Annotated in this window: 15 protein-coding genes; 9 read left to right on the top strand and 6 right to left on the bottom strand. The window is 39.4% G+C overall.

Annotated elements, in window-relative coordinates; genetic code table 11:
- The first annotated feature begins 156 nt into the window (after positions 1-156).
- From B2727_RS10415 to B2727_RS10390, 6 genes are read left to right on the top strand one after another with little or no spacing between them, the layout of a single operon-like run.
- The gene (locus tag B2727_RS10415; RefSeq protein ID WP_033134510.1) at positions 157-792 is read left to right on the top strand and encodes a CDP-alcohol phosphatidyltransferase family protein; all 636 of its coding nucleotides are present in this window, start codon (positions 157-159) and stop codon (positions 790-792) included.
- A 10-nt stretch (positions 793-802) separates the two neighbouring features.
- The gene (locus B2727_RS10410; protein ID WP_033134509.1) at positions 803-2,551 is read left to right on the top strand and encodes a bifunctional alpha/beta hydrolase/class I SAM-dependent methyltransferase; all 1,749 of its coding nucleotides are present in this window, start codon (positions 803-805) and stop codon (positions 2,549-2,551) included.
- A gap of 13 nt (positions 2,552-2,564) precedes the next feature.
- On the top strand, positions 2,565-3,932 hold the full coding sequence (locus B2727_RS10405; RefSeq protein WP_033134508.1) for a phosphatase PAP2/dual specificity phosphatase family protein: 1,368 nt from the start codon (positions 2,565-2,567) through the stop codon (positions 3,930-3,932).
- Positions 3,929-4,351 (top strand): hypothetical protein, encoded by a 423-nt coding sequence (locus B2727_RS10400; protein WP_033134507.1) that lies wholly within the window; start codon positions 3,929-3,931, stop codon positions 4,349-4,351. The genes B2727_RS10405 and B2727_RS10400 overlap by 4 nt, the downstream gene beginning before the upstream one ends.
- Positions 4,352-4,358: 7 nt before the next feature.
- Positions 4,359-5,009, top strand: a complete 651-nt coding sequence (locus B2727_RS10395; protein ID WP_004807180.1) for a lysophospholipid acyltransferase family protein — start codon at positions 4,359-4,361, stop codon at positions 5,007-5,009.
- Positions 5,006-5,950, top strand: a complete 945-nt coding sequence (locus B2727_RS10390; RefSeq protein WP_033134506.1) for a phosphatidate cytidylyltransferase — start codon at positions 5,006-5,008, stop codon at positions 5,948-5,950. The genes B2727_RS10395 and B2727_RS10390 overlap by 4 nt, the downstream gene beginning before the upstream one ends.
- 3 nt (positions 5,951-5,953) lie before the next feature.
- On the opposite strand, the gene B2727_RS10385 is transcribed toward B2727_RS10390, so the two are convergent.
- Complete coding sequence (locus tag B2727_RS10385) at positions 5,954-6,979, bottom strand: AraC family transcriptional regulator (RefSeq protein WP_033134505.1); 1,026 nt, start codon at positions 6,977-6,979, stop codon at positions 5,954-5,956.
- 129 nt (positions 6,980-7,108) lie between these two features.
- Here B2727_RS10385 and B2727_RS10380 point away from each other — a divergent pair, with 129 nt between their 5' ends.
- Positions 7,109-7,807, top strand: a complete 699-nt coding sequence (locus B2727_RS10380; protein WP_033134504.1) for an NAD(P)H-dependent oxidoreductase — start codon at positions 7,109-7,111, stop codon at positions 7,805-7,807.
- Between the two features lie 46 nt (positions 7,808-7,853).
- Here B2727_RS10380 and B2727_RS10375 read toward each other — a convergent pair whose 3' ends face one another.
- The 5 genes from B2727_RS10375 to B2727_RS10355 all read right to left on the bottom strand — a co-directional run bounded on the left by B2727_RS10375 (position 7,854) and on the right by B2727_RS10355 (position 13,209).
- Complete coding sequence (locus B2727_RS10375) at positions 7,854-10,544, bottom strand: TonB-dependent receptor (RefSeq protein WP_033134503.1); 2,691 nt, start codon at positions 10,542-10,544, stop codon at positions 7,854-7,856.
- A gap of 71 nt (positions 10,545-10,615) precedes the next feature.
- A complete protein-coding gene (locus B2727_RS10370; protein WP_033134502.1) occupies positions 10,616-11,086 on the bottom strand; it encodes a YbaN family protein in 471 nt (156 codons plus the stop codon).
- Positions 11,087-11,097: 11 nt separating this feature from the next.
- Positions 11,098-11,676 (bottom strand): biliverdin-producing heme oxygenase, encoded by a 579-nt coding sequence (locus B2727_RS10365; RefSeq protein ID WP_033134501.1) that lies wholly within the window; start codon positions 11,674-11,676, stop codon positions 11,098-11,100.
- Positions 11,677-11,747: 71 nt separating this feature from the next.
- A complete protein-coding gene (locus tag B2727_RS10360; RefSeq protein WP_033134500.1) occupies positions 11,748-12,716 on the bottom strand; it encodes a FecR domain-containing protein in 969 nt (322 codons plus the stop codon).
- Between the two features lie 7 nt (positions 12,717-12,723).
- On the bottom strand, positions 12,724-13,209 hold the full coding sequence (locus tag B2727_RS10355) for a sigma-70 family RNA polymerase sigma factor (RefSeq protein ID WP_033134499.1): 486 nt from the start codon (positions 13,207-13,209) through the stop codon (positions 12,724-12,726).
- Between the two features lie 289 nt (positions 13,210-13,498).
- On the opposite strand from B2727_RS10355, the gene B2727_RS10350 reads away from it, so the two are divergent.
- Both B2727_RS10350 and B2727_RS10345 read left to right on the top strand, forming a co-directional pair.
- Positions 13,499-13,723 (top strand): hypothetical protein, encoded by a 225-nt coding sequence (locus tag B2727_RS10350; protein WP_033134498.1) that lies wholly within the window; start codon positions 13,499-13,501, stop codon positions 13,721-13,723.
- Between the two features lie 30 nt (positions 13,724-13,753).
- Positions 13,754-15,982, top strand: a complete 2,229-nt coding sequence (locus B2727_RS10345; RefSeq protein WP_033134497.1) for a phosphocholine-specific phospholipase C — start codon at positions 13,754-13,756, stop codon at positions 15,980-15,982.
- Positions 15,983-16,083: the final 101 nt, after the last annotated feature.

The following is a 16,083-nucleotide window of genomic DNA, read 5'->3' as shown; positions in this document are numbered from 1 at the left end:
AATCTAGAGATTATGCGAAATAATTTAATTATCAATAATATGATGCTTAGCAACTAATGTAATTACCATTTTCCAGCTATCCCAATGTCTGTTGACATACATTAGAAAGTTACACACAATGCTATTCACTATATAAATATGCATATATCAATAAAAATGCCTTCGATTTATCAGTTAAAACCAGCATTTCAGAATTTACTTCGCCCATTTGTACAATGGCTTTACTCTAAAAAGATTACAGCGAATCAAGTTACGCTTTTAGCAATGTTAATCTCTGTCGCTTTAGCAATTGCACTTTACAGTCTGCATCTTTACCAACAACCTTTAATCCTATTTTTATTCTTTCCTATATGGATGTTGGTTCGCATGGGTTTTAATGCAATTGATGGCATGCTCGCGCGTGAATTTAATCAACAATCAAAACTTGGCGCATATTTAAATGAAATCTGTGATGTCATCTCCGATTCAGCGCTTTATCTATGTTTTTTAGGTTTAGCTTTCATCAACCCATTCCTGTTGGGTTTAGTTGTCTTTCTAGCGATTCTGAGTGAATATGCTGGTGTTATGGCGCCATTAATTGGTCAGGAACGCCGTTATGATGGTCCTATGGGTAAAAGTGATCGTGCATTTTGGTTTAGTTTAATTGCTTTATGTGTCAGTTTCAGCCCTTATTTAATAGAAAATAATTACACAAATTCAATAATTTACTTCTGCAATGGGCTGCTTGTTCTTATTGCAACGCTATTGGTTTTGACAATTTATAACCGTATTAAAAATAGTATTCAACTTTAAGGAAAATTAGATGAAAAGCTCACAAAAACATGTATTTACCAGTCATGATGATACCCAATTAGCCTATCAACATTGGCCAGCAGCTACAGAAAAAGAGACAAAAAAAGCAATTATCTTATTTCATCGTGGTCATGAACACTCTGGACGTATGGCACATTTGGTCAATGAACTCAATCTACCAGAATTTGATTTCTTTGCATGGGATGCTCGTGGGCATGGCCAATCACCAGGTTTACGTGGCGATGCACCAAGTTTCTCTGCATGTGTGAAAGATATTCAATATTTTGTACAACATATTGAATCGACATATAACATCGTATCAACCAATATCGCCGTCATTGGTCAAAGCGTTGGCGCAGTTTTAGCAGCCACATGGGTACATGATTATGCACCAAAAATCAGAGCCTTATGCTTAGCTTCACCCGCGTTTGATATCAAACTTTATGTCCCATTTGCAAAAGCAGGTTTAACTGTTTTAAGCAAACTCAAAGGTAATTTCTTTATTACCAGTTATGTAAAAGCCAATATGCTGACACATGATGCTGAACGCGCGAAAACTTATGATACAGATCCTCAAATTGCCAAAGCCATTTCTGTACGAATGCTTTTGGGCTTATATGCAGCATCTGAACGTATCGTCAATGATGCACAAAATATCTTTGTTCCTACTCAAGTTTTAAGTTCTGGGTCGGACTTTGTGGTATTTCGAAAACCACAACAGCAGTTTTATGCAAAGCTTCCTCATCCACGAAAAGAGTTCCATGTACTAGATGGTTTTTATCACGATACTTTAGGTGAAAAAGACCGCTATATTGCAATCGAAAAAATCCGTCGTTTTATCTTACAAAGCTTTGCTGAAGATTATCAGGCACCAGATGTACTCAATGCCGATAAAATTGGTACAAGTTGTGCGACGGCTGAACAACTGAGTAGCCCACTTCCCGCTTCTTCCATCAAAAATCTATTCTGGAATTTAACCAAACGTAATTTAAAGCTCGGTAGTAAATTCTCACATGGCTTAAAAATTGGTGAAGATACGGGTTATGACTCAGGCAGCACTTTAGATTTTGTTTATCGAAATCAGGGTGAAAGTAAAAATATTCTTGGAAATATTATCGATCAGCAATATTTAAATGCGATTGGTTGGCGTGGAATTCGTGTGCGTAAACAACATATTGAGCAGTTATTGGCAAAATATGCGAAAGCACTGACCAAGCAACGAAAAGATGTTCGCATCCTTGATATTGCAGCGGGTCATGGCCGTTATATTCTAGATGCTGTAAGTGAACTTGCAACACCACCAAAATCAGTGCTCTTAAGAGATTATAGTCAATTAAATGTTGATTCTGGTTCTGCATTAATTCAGCAAAGAAATCTTGAAAACATTGCTCAGTTTGAATTAGGTGATGCCTTTGATACAGCATCACTAGCCAAAGTTAAACCAAAACCAAATTTAGTCATTGTTTCCGGGCTTTATGAACTATTTAGCGATAACGATTTATTAAGACAATCACTCTCTGGTATTCATCAAGCGATGCTACAAGGTGGCTTCCTGATTTACACGGGACAAATTTGGCATCCACAACAAGAGTTTATTGCACGTGCGCTTACCTCACATCGTCAAGGTGATGCTTGGGTGATGCGGTTACGCTCGCAAGCCGAAATGGATGCACTTGTTGAACAAGCAGGCTTTAAAAAAGTGGACCAATGTATTGATGAATTTGGAATTTTTACAGTTTCGGTTGCTCAAAAAATTTAAATAAAGACTTTGTATGCAAAATAATATTCTAGATCGTCAACCAGGTACTTGGAAATGGGGACTACTCTGCCTAGTCCTTTTAGCGCCCTTTTTCTTTTTAACCTATGGTTTTGCAAATCAATATGCATCCAGCCTCAGCAATGTTCCAAGTATAGTGTTTGCTTGGGAACATCATATCCCGCTTTGGGCATGGACCATTGTGCCGTATTGGTCGATTGACCTTTTTTATGGTTTGTCGTTATTGTTATGTTGGAATAGATTTGAATTAAAACAACATTCGCTTAGGCTATTTGCAGCCCAGATTATTTCGATCAGTTGTTTTTTAATCTTTCCGTTAAAATTCAGTTTTGAACGTGCTGAATTACATGGTTTCTTTGGATTATGGTTTGATGTATTGATGGGTTTTGATAAACCCTTTAATCAAGCACCTTCATTACACATTGTTTTATTAGTCATTCTCTGGGATTTTTACCGTCGGCATATCAAAGCAAACTACCGTTGGCTGGTAAATCTGTGGTCTTTTCTGATAGGACTCTCTGTCTTAACCACATGGCAACATCACTTTATTGATATTCCTTTGGGGCTATTGGTTGGTGCATTCTGTTTATGGCTATTTCCACTCACGGTTAAAGCACCTTATCAAAAAAATGGCTTACAACAATTGACGAGCAAACATTTAAAATTAGGGTGTTTTTATTTGATTGGAGCCTTAGTTTGTATAACCCCCGCATTTTTATTCAAAGGTACGTGGCTATGGATGTTATATCCAGCGATCAGTCTTTTCTTAGTCGCTTTAGCATACTTTTTGGTTAGACCACATTTTTTCCAAAAGCAAGAGAACGGTCAATTGACTGTCGCTGCATGGTTATTGTTTGCACCTTATTCTCTAGTCGCATGGATAAATAGTCGTGTTTGGACCTATCAACATCCTGAAGACTCATTGATTTTGCAACTCAACGGCGTTGATCTCTATCTCGGCCGTATCCCAACAACTGAGCATAGTAAGCAATATCATGGTGTATTTGATTGTTGCGCTGAACTGCCGGCAAACAACGTTCATCATTATGAAAAATATAGTACGCTTGATTTAATTCCGATCCAAAGCGCACAATTATTAGAAGCAACAAAAAAGTTTGATCACTTTATTCAACCTTTAATACAGGCAAATGAACCACAACAAGTATTGATTTTTTGTGCGCTTGGCTATTCACGCAGTTGTAGTGTATTGATTGCATGGCTATTACAACACGGCTATGTGAATACCTCAGAGGAAGCTGTTGGCTTGATTCAAAAGTCACGACCTTGGATCGTTTTGAGTGAGACACATATTGCTGAAATTAAACATTTCCAACAGCTGCTCACTCAGGAGAAGCAGCTATGAGAATGAATTTTGTCGTAGTGAGCCAATTGCTCAAGCAAAGTCAGAGTATTTTAAAGTCAGGATATTTAGCCTTTGTTTTATCAATCATTACCTTATCTTTATTTTCGAAAATGCAAATATTGATTCCTCTTTTACTTGTTACTGGGCTACTGGCGATTCACCATTATCTATTTATTCGGATTGAATTTGATCGTGGCCTGTTACAGCATATGGTTGACCAACCTGAGGACGTAGAAAGTCTTACTCAGCAATTGGATCAATCATTGTTAAATTTAAAGTTGATTCCATCTAGTAAAACGGGTCGTGATTGGTCGATACGCTTCAAAGGCTGTTTAAGACTGTTAAAAATACAGATCGTCATTGTCTTAATACAGTATTCTGTATTTATTGTACTTTTTTATAAATTAGCGCATAGATGAAGGTTGAATGAAAAAGAATATAATTACGCAATCCGTTGCTCGTTTTATCGCATTTCTTACCCGTCGTGGTGCACGCTTGTTAACTGGCGCACGAAGTTTATGGGTCGGCTGTGAACCTGAACTTAAGCAACGGATCTATTATGCCAACCATAATAGCCATATTGATTTCATTTTATTATGGTCTTCTTTACCCACTCACATCCGTCGCAAAACACGACCAATTGCAGCATCAGATTATTGGCTTAAAGATGGACTTAGACGCTTTTTGATTCAAGATACTTTTTCAGGTGTTACCATTCAACGTAACCGTAGTGATCAGCAAGATCCATTACAGCCAGTAAAAGATGTCTTGGCAGAAGGCTATTCCATTATTTTCTTCCCTGAAGGGACACGTAATTTAAATGATGATGTCGAAATGCTGCAATTTAAAAGTGGTCTTTATCATCTCAGCCAACAATTCCCTGACGTTGAAGTTGTGCCAGTTTGGATTTCTAATTTAAAACGAGTCATGCCTAAAGGCGCATTTATCCCCTTGCCTCTACTCTCGACGGTCATCTTTGGTGAACCCTTAGCACTTGATCAACTCACGGGCAAAGATCAATTCTTGCAGCATGCTCAGCAGCAATTATTGAAATTAAAAGAGGCCGAGAACCAATGAGTTTAGACAACCTACAACAAACTTATCTATTGTTTGGCATCTTTGCAGTCATTTTGATTATTGCCTCAAGTATTGGCTTTATCCTCAAACAAAAGGCAGGTGCAACCCCTTCTCCTGTTATTGATAACCTGAATGCGCGTATCAATGCGTGGTGGATCATGCTAATAGTCTTGGCAGCCGCCATTCTATTGGGAAAAACTGCTTTTATTGTCTTGTTTGGCCTTATTTCATTTTTTGCATTACGTGAATTTATTAGTTTACTACCAACACGGCGTGGCGACTATCTGCCATTGCTGATTGCGTTCTACTTTGTTATTCCCTATCAATACTATTTGGTCTATACCAATTGGTATGGGTTGTTTTCGATTTTCATTCCGCTGTATGTGTTCTTGCTCATCCCCATCGCCAGTTTAAAGCTGGAAGATACCACACACTTCTTGGAACGCAGTGCCAAAATCCAATGGGGGCTTATGGTGAGTGTGTTCTGTATCTCACATGTCCCAGCCCTGTTAAATCTGGATTTACCCCAATTTAAAGGGGAAAAAATTTGGTTGGCGATTTGGCTAATTATGGTGGTGCAAGCCTCGGATGTGCTGCAATATGTATGCGGCAAACTTTTTGGAAAGCATAAAGTAGCCCCTACGCTTTCCCCATCAAAAACCGTAGAAGGACTGATTGGCGGTATTGTTCTCGCAACCGCACTCGGTGTATTAATGTCATCCCTAACCCCATTTAATTACTGGCAAGCGGCTCTGATTGGCTTGATTGTTTGTATTTTTGGTTTCTTTGGTGGACTGGTCATGTCTGCGATCAAACGCGATCGTGGCGTGAAAGATTGGGGACAGCTTATTCAAGGTCACGGCGGTATGTTAGATCGTATCGACTCGATCTGTTTCTCTGCGCCAATTTTTTTCCATATCCTTCGATATTGGTGGAGCTAATCTCTATGAAGAAAGTCGACCAATGCTGACTTCACGGAAAAACTTAGGCGTTACATTGGTCCACTTTTTAAATGCCCGTGAAAAATGGGAAATATCGGCATAGCCTAAACGCTCTGCAATTTGCTCAATCGAAAGCTTGGGCTGTTTTAATAACTGCTCCGCCTGATTCCTGCGTACTTCGGCCACAAGACTCTGGAAAGACGTTTGTTTATTGCTTAACTGTCGCTGTAGGGTACGCTCCGAGAGATGGAGTTTTTCAGCAACCTGTTTCAGCGATAAGAAGCCAACATCTTCATCATATAGCAAGGCTTTGACCTGTGAATCCAAGCGATTTTTTTGATCCCTTTTCAGCGCAAGCTTATCAGCATCTTGCTCACATTGTTGTTTGCTGAGCCGAGCTAATAATGCATCTGCAGTTTTTAGTGGAAGTGATAGCAATGCCTTATGGAAGCTTAAACAATCTTTTTCACACTCAAAACTGATATTTGAATGATTGAATTTTTGAGTGTTCTTATAAAAATCTGGTTTGTCTTGTTGGAACTTAAAGAGGATTCCAAGTTTATTTTGGGCTAAATTTTCCAAAATTTGTGAAAAACCCAAGATCAAAAACATCATTCCATGTCGATTTAACTTGAATTTTTGCGAAGGTTGGTTGAAATACAAATAAGCCAAGTCACCTTCTATCTTTAATTTAGGTTTAAACACAGAACAATGTAAGCCAATAAATTGCTCTAGAATCTTGATTGCATCACCTAATGTTTCAGAAGCAGTTGCAGCAATGCCGACATGACCATAGCAAGAGACTCGCATTTCCTCTGCAAGATAAAGACTAATCGCAGGTTCATGCGTCAGTAAAGCTGCTTTATCCAATAAATGATTGAAGATATCGAAATCTACATACCAAAACGGCGCATTTAAAGTATGTGCAGAAATCCCTGTTCCAGACAAAAGTTGTTCTGAAGATACATTCCATTTTTGTATGACATCTACTAATAGATTGACATAAGTACCGGGTAATTCTGGATTCATGCAGTCTCCATGAAACAGTGAAAATTTGGCGTAAAATGGTAAATATTGGCGGTTAATGAACTATGACATCTTTCTCGGTTTAAGCATAGTAGCTCTATCAAAAAACTCAGATTTTAAACTGGTGAAATCATGCATATTTTGATCGTTCATGCACATCCTGAACAGCAGTCATTTACCTCTGCGCTTAAGAATACAGCACAGCAAACCTTTGAACAGCAAGGTCATACTGTCGAGGTTTCCGATCTCTATGAAATGAACTTTAACCCTGTTGCTTCTAAAGATGATTTTGGCAGCCTGAACCAACCGGATTATTTTAATTATGCTTTGGAACAGCGTCATGCATTTAAACAGCAGCAATTTTCAGCAGATATTCAAGCGGAAATTGAAAAAGTTCAACGTGCTGATCTGGTTATTTTTAGCTTTCCTTTGTATTGGACCTCTGTACCAGCCATTTTAAAGGGTTGGATTGACCGTGTATTTGTCTCTGGTCTCTTTTACGGCGGCAAACGTTTTTATAACCATGGTGGTATGACAGGAAAAAAAGCCATGTTATGTTTAACACTCGGTGGCCGTGAACATATGTTTGGTGAAGGTTCTGTACATGGGCCGATAGAGCATTATTTATCATCGTTGCAACGTGGCACACTTGCCTATGTCGGCTTTGAGGTACTGCCTCCATTTATTGCTTATCATGTGCCTTATATCAGCCAACAAGATAGACAAAAGATTGTGATTGATTTCGAACATTACTTGCAAAACATAGATGATTTACAAGCCTTAGCATTCCCGTTACTGGAAAATTTTGACGATAGAATGAATCCACTGTAATAAAAAACGATAAGGCTCTAGACTAAGAACCTTATCGTTTTATCTGTTAGAACTTCATTTCAATGCCTGCTTTGATGGTACGTCCTGGGATCGGCATACCAATTACCGTACCAGGATCAAAGTTATAGCGATTTGTTAAGTTATCGACATTAAATGACAAGGCAACATTTGGACTCCACTTATAGCTTGCAAACAGATCAATTAAAGTTTCAGAAGAAATTTCAGTCACAGCTCGTCCACTTACACCTGTACCGGCCAACCAACCTTTAGGGTTTGTCTTTTCCGAGTGGTACTTAGCACGAGCACCGACCACAAGTTTATTTTCAAATAGGTTTTTGCCTACCGTAATATTAAAAATCTTTCGCGGTGGCAGACGGGTAGAAATCAGACTCCAAGAATCACCCACTTCATTACACTCTGATTTATTTGCAGGACAGACTTTAGGTGCTTGATACAAGGTTCCATTCAAACTGGCAAAGAAACTCGGATGATTATAGGAAAGATCAAACTCCAAGCCCTTCATTACAACTTGATTGTAATTGACGAATGTATAAGAGCTTGTATAGGGAAGAATAAAGTCAGGTGTAATTGGGTTCGGAATATCCTTTCTTTGCACGCCCTGTGTCAGAAAATCTTTCGTCTGATTACGGAAATAATTCAGGTTAAATTTCAAATGGTCATCTTGAGCAAACACGTTGTCACGCTCACCGATAAATCCTAACTCAATAAGACGTGAATTTTCAGGTTTAACCGGCAGGTCTGGATCATAACTAAAGGTTTGACCTGAAACAGTTGATTCAAACAGACTTGGGCTACGATGTGTATTGGAGAGTTTTCCATAAAGATCAATACCGTCCCATAACTTATAGTTGAGTTGGGACATCCAATCGATATTTCCTCCAAAGTCACGTACAGCATAACCCTTGTTATTTAAATCTGAATGCGCCACAGGTGTCATTGGTCGATACTGATCACCATAGTCTTCCACTTTGGCTTTATGCCATTTACTCCCTAAACTTAAACTAAAGTCATTAAAAACATAGTCGCCATTGAGGAAAACTGAGGACTCTTTGCGTAATCCATCCCGTGCAATTTCATGATCAACTAGATGGCGCGGCTTCATACGCTGTTCATCGTAGGTTAAGCCATAATTCAATGTGACCTGATCAAATTTACTGGTATTTTCTAGATTCAGACCACTACGATAATCTTGGAAACTCCCCCAGTATTGATCTCCATAACTGGAATTCTTCATCCCAATCATGCCATTGTGCTGGCGATATTTAGCGTTGGTATGCCAAACACCTAATTCGAGATCTACCAAAGAGTTATGTTTCGGCTTATAAGTATAACTGGTACTGAATGCATTAACGGCTGCTGAACCTAAAGACCACTGCGGCATGGTATAAGCACCTTCTATATATTTAGGCTCAACATACTCGTCATCGATATATCCATATGGTGGTGAGTTAGGGTCAATCACTTTAGATCGATTCCAATAAAAAGCCATGACTTCACCCGCTTTTTGGACATGACGACGTAAATTTACTTCGACACGATGTTCATCAGTGATATTCATTCCAGCTTTAATAATGCCTGAATCACTTTGATAACTGGTATTCACCACCTCTTGACCTGGACCAACATCGACAATATCCCGCTTTTCGTAATACTCAATGCCATGTTTTCCAGCATAGTAATTACCAACTTCTCGCTTACTATAAGCAGCGACTAAGTCAAACATATCGTTCCGATAAGCCAGTGCCAATGTGCCAGCACCATTTTGAAAATTGTTAGATGAAATTTTATTGTGCAGCAAATAAGACATTTGCTCCTTTTCATTGTCTGAGGTTTGTGGTGTTCTGTTATTGTTATAAAAGCTTCCTTTGAGCATGACACCGGCATTTTGATTTGGCAATAAAATATCATTGGCACTTAGGGTTCGCATTTTTACAATCCCTCCAATTCCACCTACGCTAAACTTAGCCCGAGATGCACCTTTTTCAACCTCGATTTGGCTGATCAAATCCATATCGATATAAGTACGGTCACTCTCGCCCTGATAACCTCGGAAGGTATGACTGGACTGTAAACTACCGTCAATGATCACTGGAACACGCCCTTCACCCTGCATGCCACGGATTCCAATATCTATTGCACCTGCCTCATTACGTAAGCTGTTGACCTGTACACCTGCAATATCGGAAAACACATCCCCATTACCCGTTCCTCTAAATCGGCTAATCTGTTCTCGATCAAGATGAGTGGTATTTACCTTTTGGTTTTGTTGTTCGGCATTCACTTTTATTTCTGGCATGACCACAATAGCTTTAGCATCCTGCTCTAAGTGTGAATGCGTATTTGCATGAGAAGTCAGTGTTTCCGCATGGCTGAGCATGGAACTGTTTTTGGGAACTAAGAGATAGGTTTGCCCTTGTTTGATGACTTGATAAGGTTGATCCGCCAAGAGATAGTCAAAACCTTGCTGAACTGAATACTTTCCTGATATTCCCTTACTTTTCAGACCTTTTAACTGCTCAGAATCATAACTTAAGACGATACCAGACTGCGCTGCAAAACTTGACAGCACGTAGCCCAATGGGTTCTCTGCAATTTGATAGGTTCTCTCTACAGCTGGCTTGTCTAATACCTGAATAGAGGTATGTATTTCTGCATAAGCCCCACTGATACAAAAACAGTGTATGAGTATTGCTAATGTTTGCTTTTTAAATTTCATTGGAAGATCCACACTGAGTAATGATTTTCATTTTCAATAATCATTACCCAGTGATTTCCAAAAATATGACATTAAATTTCAATTTTTTCTGCTCGGCTCCATATCCACAGTACGAAAACAAATAAAATAAACATGAAAGTTAACTTGATGTGCAAATGCAAAGATGAAAGTATCAAGCTGATCAAAATTAAAACAATCGTTAATGTCATCATATATTTACGTAAACGGGAAATGGATTTAAATCCACCCGTATATTGGGTAAGCAGCAGATGGATGTAACGATTTTGATGAATCCAGCAATGCAATTTTGCAGAACCTTTAGCAGCAAAAAAGGTAGCGAGGAATAAGAAATCAAAAGTAGGCACGCCAGGTAATACGATACCCAGCACTGCCAAAATTAGACAAATAATGGTTAGAGCGATATACACTCCACGCATGATGATCGATGCATGGAGTTTTTCTTTTTGCGGTGCGTGTAAAGTATCTACATCACTGCAATCTGTACTTTTCGCCTTATACCTTATAGAAGCATTTTTTGGCATAGGGTTGCTGCTTAATCAATATTTTTCAGCAAGCTGCCAAAGTAATCAAATGCCTGTTTGGCTCCTAAAATAACTTGATCTTGTTCACTCTCACTCAATTGAGCAGTATCCAATTCAGTAATGAAGTGCTTCCATACCCTTGCTCGACCTTCTGGATATGCAGCCAAATTACGTGCCCCAAACTCAGCAGTTAGTCCTAAAAGCTGTTGTGCTTGTTTAAATAAAAATGCTGCACCTAAAGTTGAACCTTCCGAGACATAAATCCAGCCTAAAGCTTCAGGAAAGCCAACCTTTTCAGTAAGTAATTCTTGAGCTTCAGGTTTGAGCTGTAGGTCATAAAGATCCAATAAGGCTGCTTGAGATCGCCCTCTGATATCCAAATCTGAAATAAGCGCTGAAACCTCAGGGTGCCGGAATAAATATTCTACATTTTGCTGAAAATAATATTGAGCCAAGGTAAATTTTGCATAACGCTCTGTATCAGCAAATACTTGAGCTTTCTCCATCAAAAGATGCATCTGTTGATGCTGGCTGGCGGTTTCAATTTTTAACCGTGATGCAAGCTGATTGAGGACGAATGAAGTTGCCATAAGATTTCTCCAGTTATTTAGGTTTAACTGTATTACCCGTCCAAAGCCAAAAAGCTGACAGCAATTTTCAATTATTTTTCTGCTTTTTCATTTTTAGCCTGAATTGTAATGACATGATCGCCAAAATGTCGTTGCATACGAATCGGATAGCTTAATTCCAAAGCGGACTGCAACTGCGTCAAGTTATTGACAGGATAAGAACCAGAGACCTTTAATGATTTCAATTGAGGGTCGAGATCAACATATTGATGCTGATAACGCCCAATCTCTTGCAATAACTGCTCTATAGGCATTTCAAATGCCATAATCATCTGATTTTTCCAAACCAATACATTCGGATCAAGCTGCCCCAATGCTTTAAAGTCTGTTCTATCAAAACATAACTGCTCACCTGCCCGCACAACTGTCATTTTTTTAGATTGATTCAAAGTAACCTTGACCGCACTTTCAATCACAGCTAAACAGGTTTGCAGTTGTTTATTTTTGAGGTACTGCACATTAAAAATTGTTCCCAGTGCTTGTAAATGCGCATTTTCAGTCTCGACAAAAAAGGGACGATGGTTTTGAGTCTCTTTCGCAGTATGAATCTGTATTTCGCCATAGTGTAATTTTAGCGTCCGTTGATGTGGTGTATAGCGAACATCAAGTGCTGTATCTGTATTTAATTGAAGTTCTGTTCCATCCTCAAGTGTCACATTCTTCTGTTGACCAATGGCCGTACTGTAATCTGAAAACCACAAATATTTATAATCAGAATTCCATGCAATGATACTGCCCAGACACGCAATACAGGCCACGACAAGATGTTTGCTCCACTGAAACTGTGCAGCTTGATTGCCTTTTTTTATGATTTCATGGCCATTTTCAGGAAAATACTCAAAACTGCTCAGTAAATACTCAGCTTTAAGCCATGCGGTTTGATGTGCTTCGCTTTGATTTTTCCACGCTTCAAATTTGACCTGTTGAGCCTCGGTTAATGCTGATGCCTGAATCAGCACAATCCATTCAGCGGCCTCTTTTAAGATTTGTGTTTGAGACATGTCAATCTCAATCCATGATCGCTAAACATTGAGTCAGTACTGCAACCAAATCTCGCATAACCGTTCGTGTACAAATATTCAAACGATTCGCAATCTCTTGCTGGGTAAGCCCTTCAAGTTGTGACCAGATAAACACCTGCTGTTGACGTTCAGGCATTTGATTTAACAGTTGGTTGATCAAGCATAATGATTCAATTGCAGATATTTTTTGTTCAGGACTAATCTCATCATACTCAGGTCGACTACTTAGTGCTTCCAAATAAGCTTTTTCTATCGACTTGCGCTGGTACCAATTAATTAATATACCTTTGGCAACTGTGGTTAACAACGCACGCGGCTGATCAAAATACAATTGATCTTTACGTTTCAAAATACGAATAAATGTATCGTGAGCTAAATCTGCAGCATCTTCACTTTGATTGAGACGTCGTTTCAACCATTGATACAACCAAGAATGATGTTGACGATAGAGCGTATTGATTGGATCAGACATTTTCAAAGGATAATGAGAATCATTAATAATATGTTAACAAAAAATAAGAAAATGATCACCTCTGTTTTGCACCGTAATCTCTATACATCTGATGATTAATTGAATTTTTAAAACTAATTTTTACAATACTCAAAAGACAGCCACGCCGCTTCTTCTTCATCCTTAAAACCAGTCTCGCTTATCCTTCGACAATTACAGCATTTCCTCTAAGCGTTTCAGGCCTCAACAAAACACGGCTATGCAAACGTTTTCTTGCCTGCATTACGGCCCATTTTCATATGAAACGTCAATGAATCGTCATAAAGATGACACTGAGCTGTCACACGGTCTGTCTAGTGTGTTGACATCTTTGTTATGGATGAAGCAAATGTTGAAAAAAACCAAACGATGGTTGGCATGTGTTTATGTTTTCCCCTTTCTATTCGCACTCACCGCGTGTAATGACTCAAACAACGATCAGGTCGCAGCGAAACCTGATGACAGCAAAAAACCAGTCATGCGCTGTGCACCATAAGCATAAGAACAACTAGATAGGGAAAATATCGTGATTAATCGTCGTCAATTTTTAGCAAATACACTTAAAACAGGTTTTGGCGCTGCCGCTTTGACCACCTTTCCAGCCAGCATTCAAAAAGCTTTAGCCATTCCTGCCAATAATAAAACAGGTACTATTCAAGATGTAGAGCATGTCGTGATCCTCATGCAGGAAAACCGCTCATTTGACCATTATTTTGGGACCTTAAAAGGCGTTCGTGGTTTTGCCGATCGTTTCACCATTCCTTTGCAAAATGGACGTACCGTTTGGCAGCAACAACGCAGTAATGGCGCATTATTAACACCCTTCCATTTAGATGGCTCAAGCAATAATGCTCAACGCGCACCTGGTACCAATCACACTTGGGTAGATAGCCAAAAAGCATGGGACAATGGCCGTATGTCAAACTGGCCAACCTATAAAACTGACTATGCCATGGGCTATTTCAAGGAACAGGAAATCCCTTATCAATTTGCATTGGCCAATGCATTTACCATTTGTGATGCTTATCACTGCGCTATGCATACTGGTACAGATGCCAATCGTTCATTCCATCTAACAGGAACCAATGGTGCAGTGCCGACCAGTACCGCATTTGTGAATAATGAATGGGACTGGATTGATGGCGATCCTAAAACGGTGGATGTTGGTTATACATGGAAAACCTATGCTGAACGCCTAGAAGAAGCAGGAATCAATTGGATTTGTTATCAAAATATGCCCGATGAATGGGGCGATAACATGTTAGGTGCCTTCCGCAGCTTTAGAAAAGCTAATATCGATTCGGGTTATCCAGTCTCAAGTGGTGGAGCACCCAATAGTCCTTATAACAAGGCTGCGCAAAAGTTACCTTATAAAGCCTATGATGCCACCACGGACAATGCCAAGAATCCACTTTATAAAGGCATTGCCAATACCTTACCCGGTAATAAACCTGAAGAATTCCTAGATGCATTTAAAAATGATATCAAAACTGGCAAATTGCCACAGGTATCATGGATCAATGCACCTTCCATTTACTGTGAACATCCTGGACCATCAAGTCCCGTACAAGGCTCATGGTTTATTCAAGAAATCTTAGATGCATTAACAGCCGTGCCTGAAGTTTGGAGTAAAACTGTTTTTCTGATTAATTTTGATGAAAATGATGGTTATTTTGACCATGTTCCTTCCCCATCAGCACCAACATTGCAACCAGATAATACATATGCAGGTAAATCAACCCTCAGCCCAGCGGATATGCGTCATGAATACTATGTGCATGATGCACCGCTAGGTAGTACCAGCCAACCGAATAAGGATAATGGTGTTTATGGTCCTGGTCCCCGCGTTCCCTTATTTGTGATTTCACCTTGGAGTCGTGGGGGGATTGTCAACTCTCAAGTATTTGATCATACCTCGGTATTGATGTTCCTCGAAAAGCGTTTTGGCGTTAAAGAAAGTAATATCAGTCCTTATCGCCGTACTGTATGTGGAGATCTGACCTCTGCATTTAACTTTAAAACACCGAATGAAGATGTACTGCCAACACTAAATGGTAAACAAACCCGTGAGCAAGCGGATCAATTACGTAGCTCACAACAAAAGTTACCCAATGTTCCAATTCCAAGCAATTTGCAGATGCCAATCCAAGCCAGCGGTATCCGTCGTTCTAAAGCACTCCCGTATGAACTACATACCAGTGCACGCTGCCTAAATGACGGAACAGTCAAACTGCTGTTTTCAAATACAGGGACTCAAGGTGCGGTGTTTCATGTCTACGACAAATTAAATTTAAGTCGAGTTCCACGCCGTTACATTGTAGAGGCAGGAAAAGGCCTAGATGATGTCTGGAATGTACAGAAAGACAATCAAGGCTTATACGATCTTTGGGTGATGGGACCGAATGGCTTTCATCGACATTTCAAGGGTGATCTGAACCGAAATCAAGATCTGCAAATCAATCCTGAGATTCGTGTTTGCTATGATATAGCCAACGGCAATGTGTATGTCGATCTAAACAATACGGGCACTAAAGATATTGAGTTGGTGATCAGCCCTGTGGTTTATCAGACGGATGCTCCACTGAAACTAACTGTAAAAGCAGGACAAAGTGCCACTCAGCATTGGGAATTGAAAGATGCTTGGCAATGGTATGATTTTGCCGTGACCTGTACTCAAGATGCTAAGTTTTATCGCCGTTTTGCTGGGCGTGTAGAAACAGGTGAAGACTCTGTGAGTGACCCTGCGATGGTTTAAGATTTAAACAGCATAAGCAATTAAGCCTCCTTAGTTCCGAAAACCAAGGAGACTTTTATCACATATATAAATCAGATCTAATTCAGGCTGAATACCCGAAT

This window comes from Acinetobacter sp. UBA991 (genome assembly GCF_002292065.1).
Classification (GTDB): Bacteria; Pseudomonadota; Gammaproteobacteria; order Pseudomonadales; family Moraxellaceae; genus Acinetobacter; species Acinetobacter higginsii.
This window is presented reverse-complemented; position numbering and strand designations above follow the sequence as displayed.

What these genes read in the sequence shown, in the direction of transcription:
- B2727_RS10415 (WP_033134510.1), top strand. Translation starts at nt 157, where the DNA reads ATGCCTTCGATTTATCAGTTAAAACCAGCATTTCAGAATTTACTTCGC.
- B2727_RS10410 (WP_033134509.1), top strand. Translation starts at nt 803, where the DNA reads ATGAAAAGCTCACAAAAACATGTATTTACCAGTCATGATGATACCCAA.
- B2727_RS10405 (WP_033134508.1), top strand. Translation starts at nt 2,565, where the DNA reads ATGCAAAATAATATTCTAGATCGTCAACCAGGTACTTGGAAATGGGGA.
- B2727_RS10400 (WP_033134507.1), top strand. Translation starts at nt 3,929, where the DNA reads ATGAGAATGAATTTTGTCGTAGTGAGCCAATTGCTCAAGCAAAGTCAG.
- B2727_RS10395 (WP_004807180.1), top strand. Translation starts at nt 4,359, where the DNA reads ATGAAAAAGAATATAATTACGCAATCCGTTGCTCGTTTTATCGCATTT.
- B2727_RS10390 (WP_033134506.1), top strand. Translation starts at nt 5,006, where the DNA reads ATGAGTTTAGACAACCTACAACAAACTTATCTATTGTTTGGCATCTTT.
- B2727_RS10385 (WP_033134505.1), bottom strand. Translation starts at nt 6,979, where the DNA reads ATGAATCCAGAATTACCCGGTACTTATGTCAATCTATTAGTAGATGTC.
- B2727_RS10380 (WP_033134504.1), top strand. Translation starts at nt 7,109, where the DNA reads ATGCATATTTTGATCGTTCATGCACATCCTGAACAGCAGTCATTTACC.
- B2727_RS10375 (WP_033134503.1), bottom strand. Translation starts at nt 10,544, where the DNA reads ATGAAATTTAAAAAGCAAACATTAGCAATACTCATACACTGTTTTTGT.
- B2727_RS10370 (WP_033134502.1), bottom strand. Translation starts at nt 11,086, where the DNA reads ATGCCAAAAAATGCTTCTATAAGGTATAAGGCGAAAAGTACAGATTGC.
- B2727_RS10365 (WP_033134501.1), bottom strand. Translation starts at nt 11,676, where the DNA reads ATGGCAACTTCATTCGTCCTCAATCAGCTTGCATCACGGTTAAAAATT.
- B2727_RS10360 (WP_033134500.1), bottom strand. Translation starts at nt 12,716, where the DNA reads ATGTCTCAAACACAAATCTTAAAAGAGGCCGCTGAATGGATTGTGCTG.
- B2727_RS10355 (WP_033134499.1), bottom strand. Translation starts at nt 13,209, where the DNA reads ATGTCTGATCCAATCAATACGCTCTATCGTCAACATCATTCTTGGTTG.
- B2727_RS10350 (WP_033134498.1), top strand. Translation starts at nt 13,499, where the DNA reads ATGAATCGTCATAAAGATGACACTGAGCTGTCACACGGTCTGTCTAGT.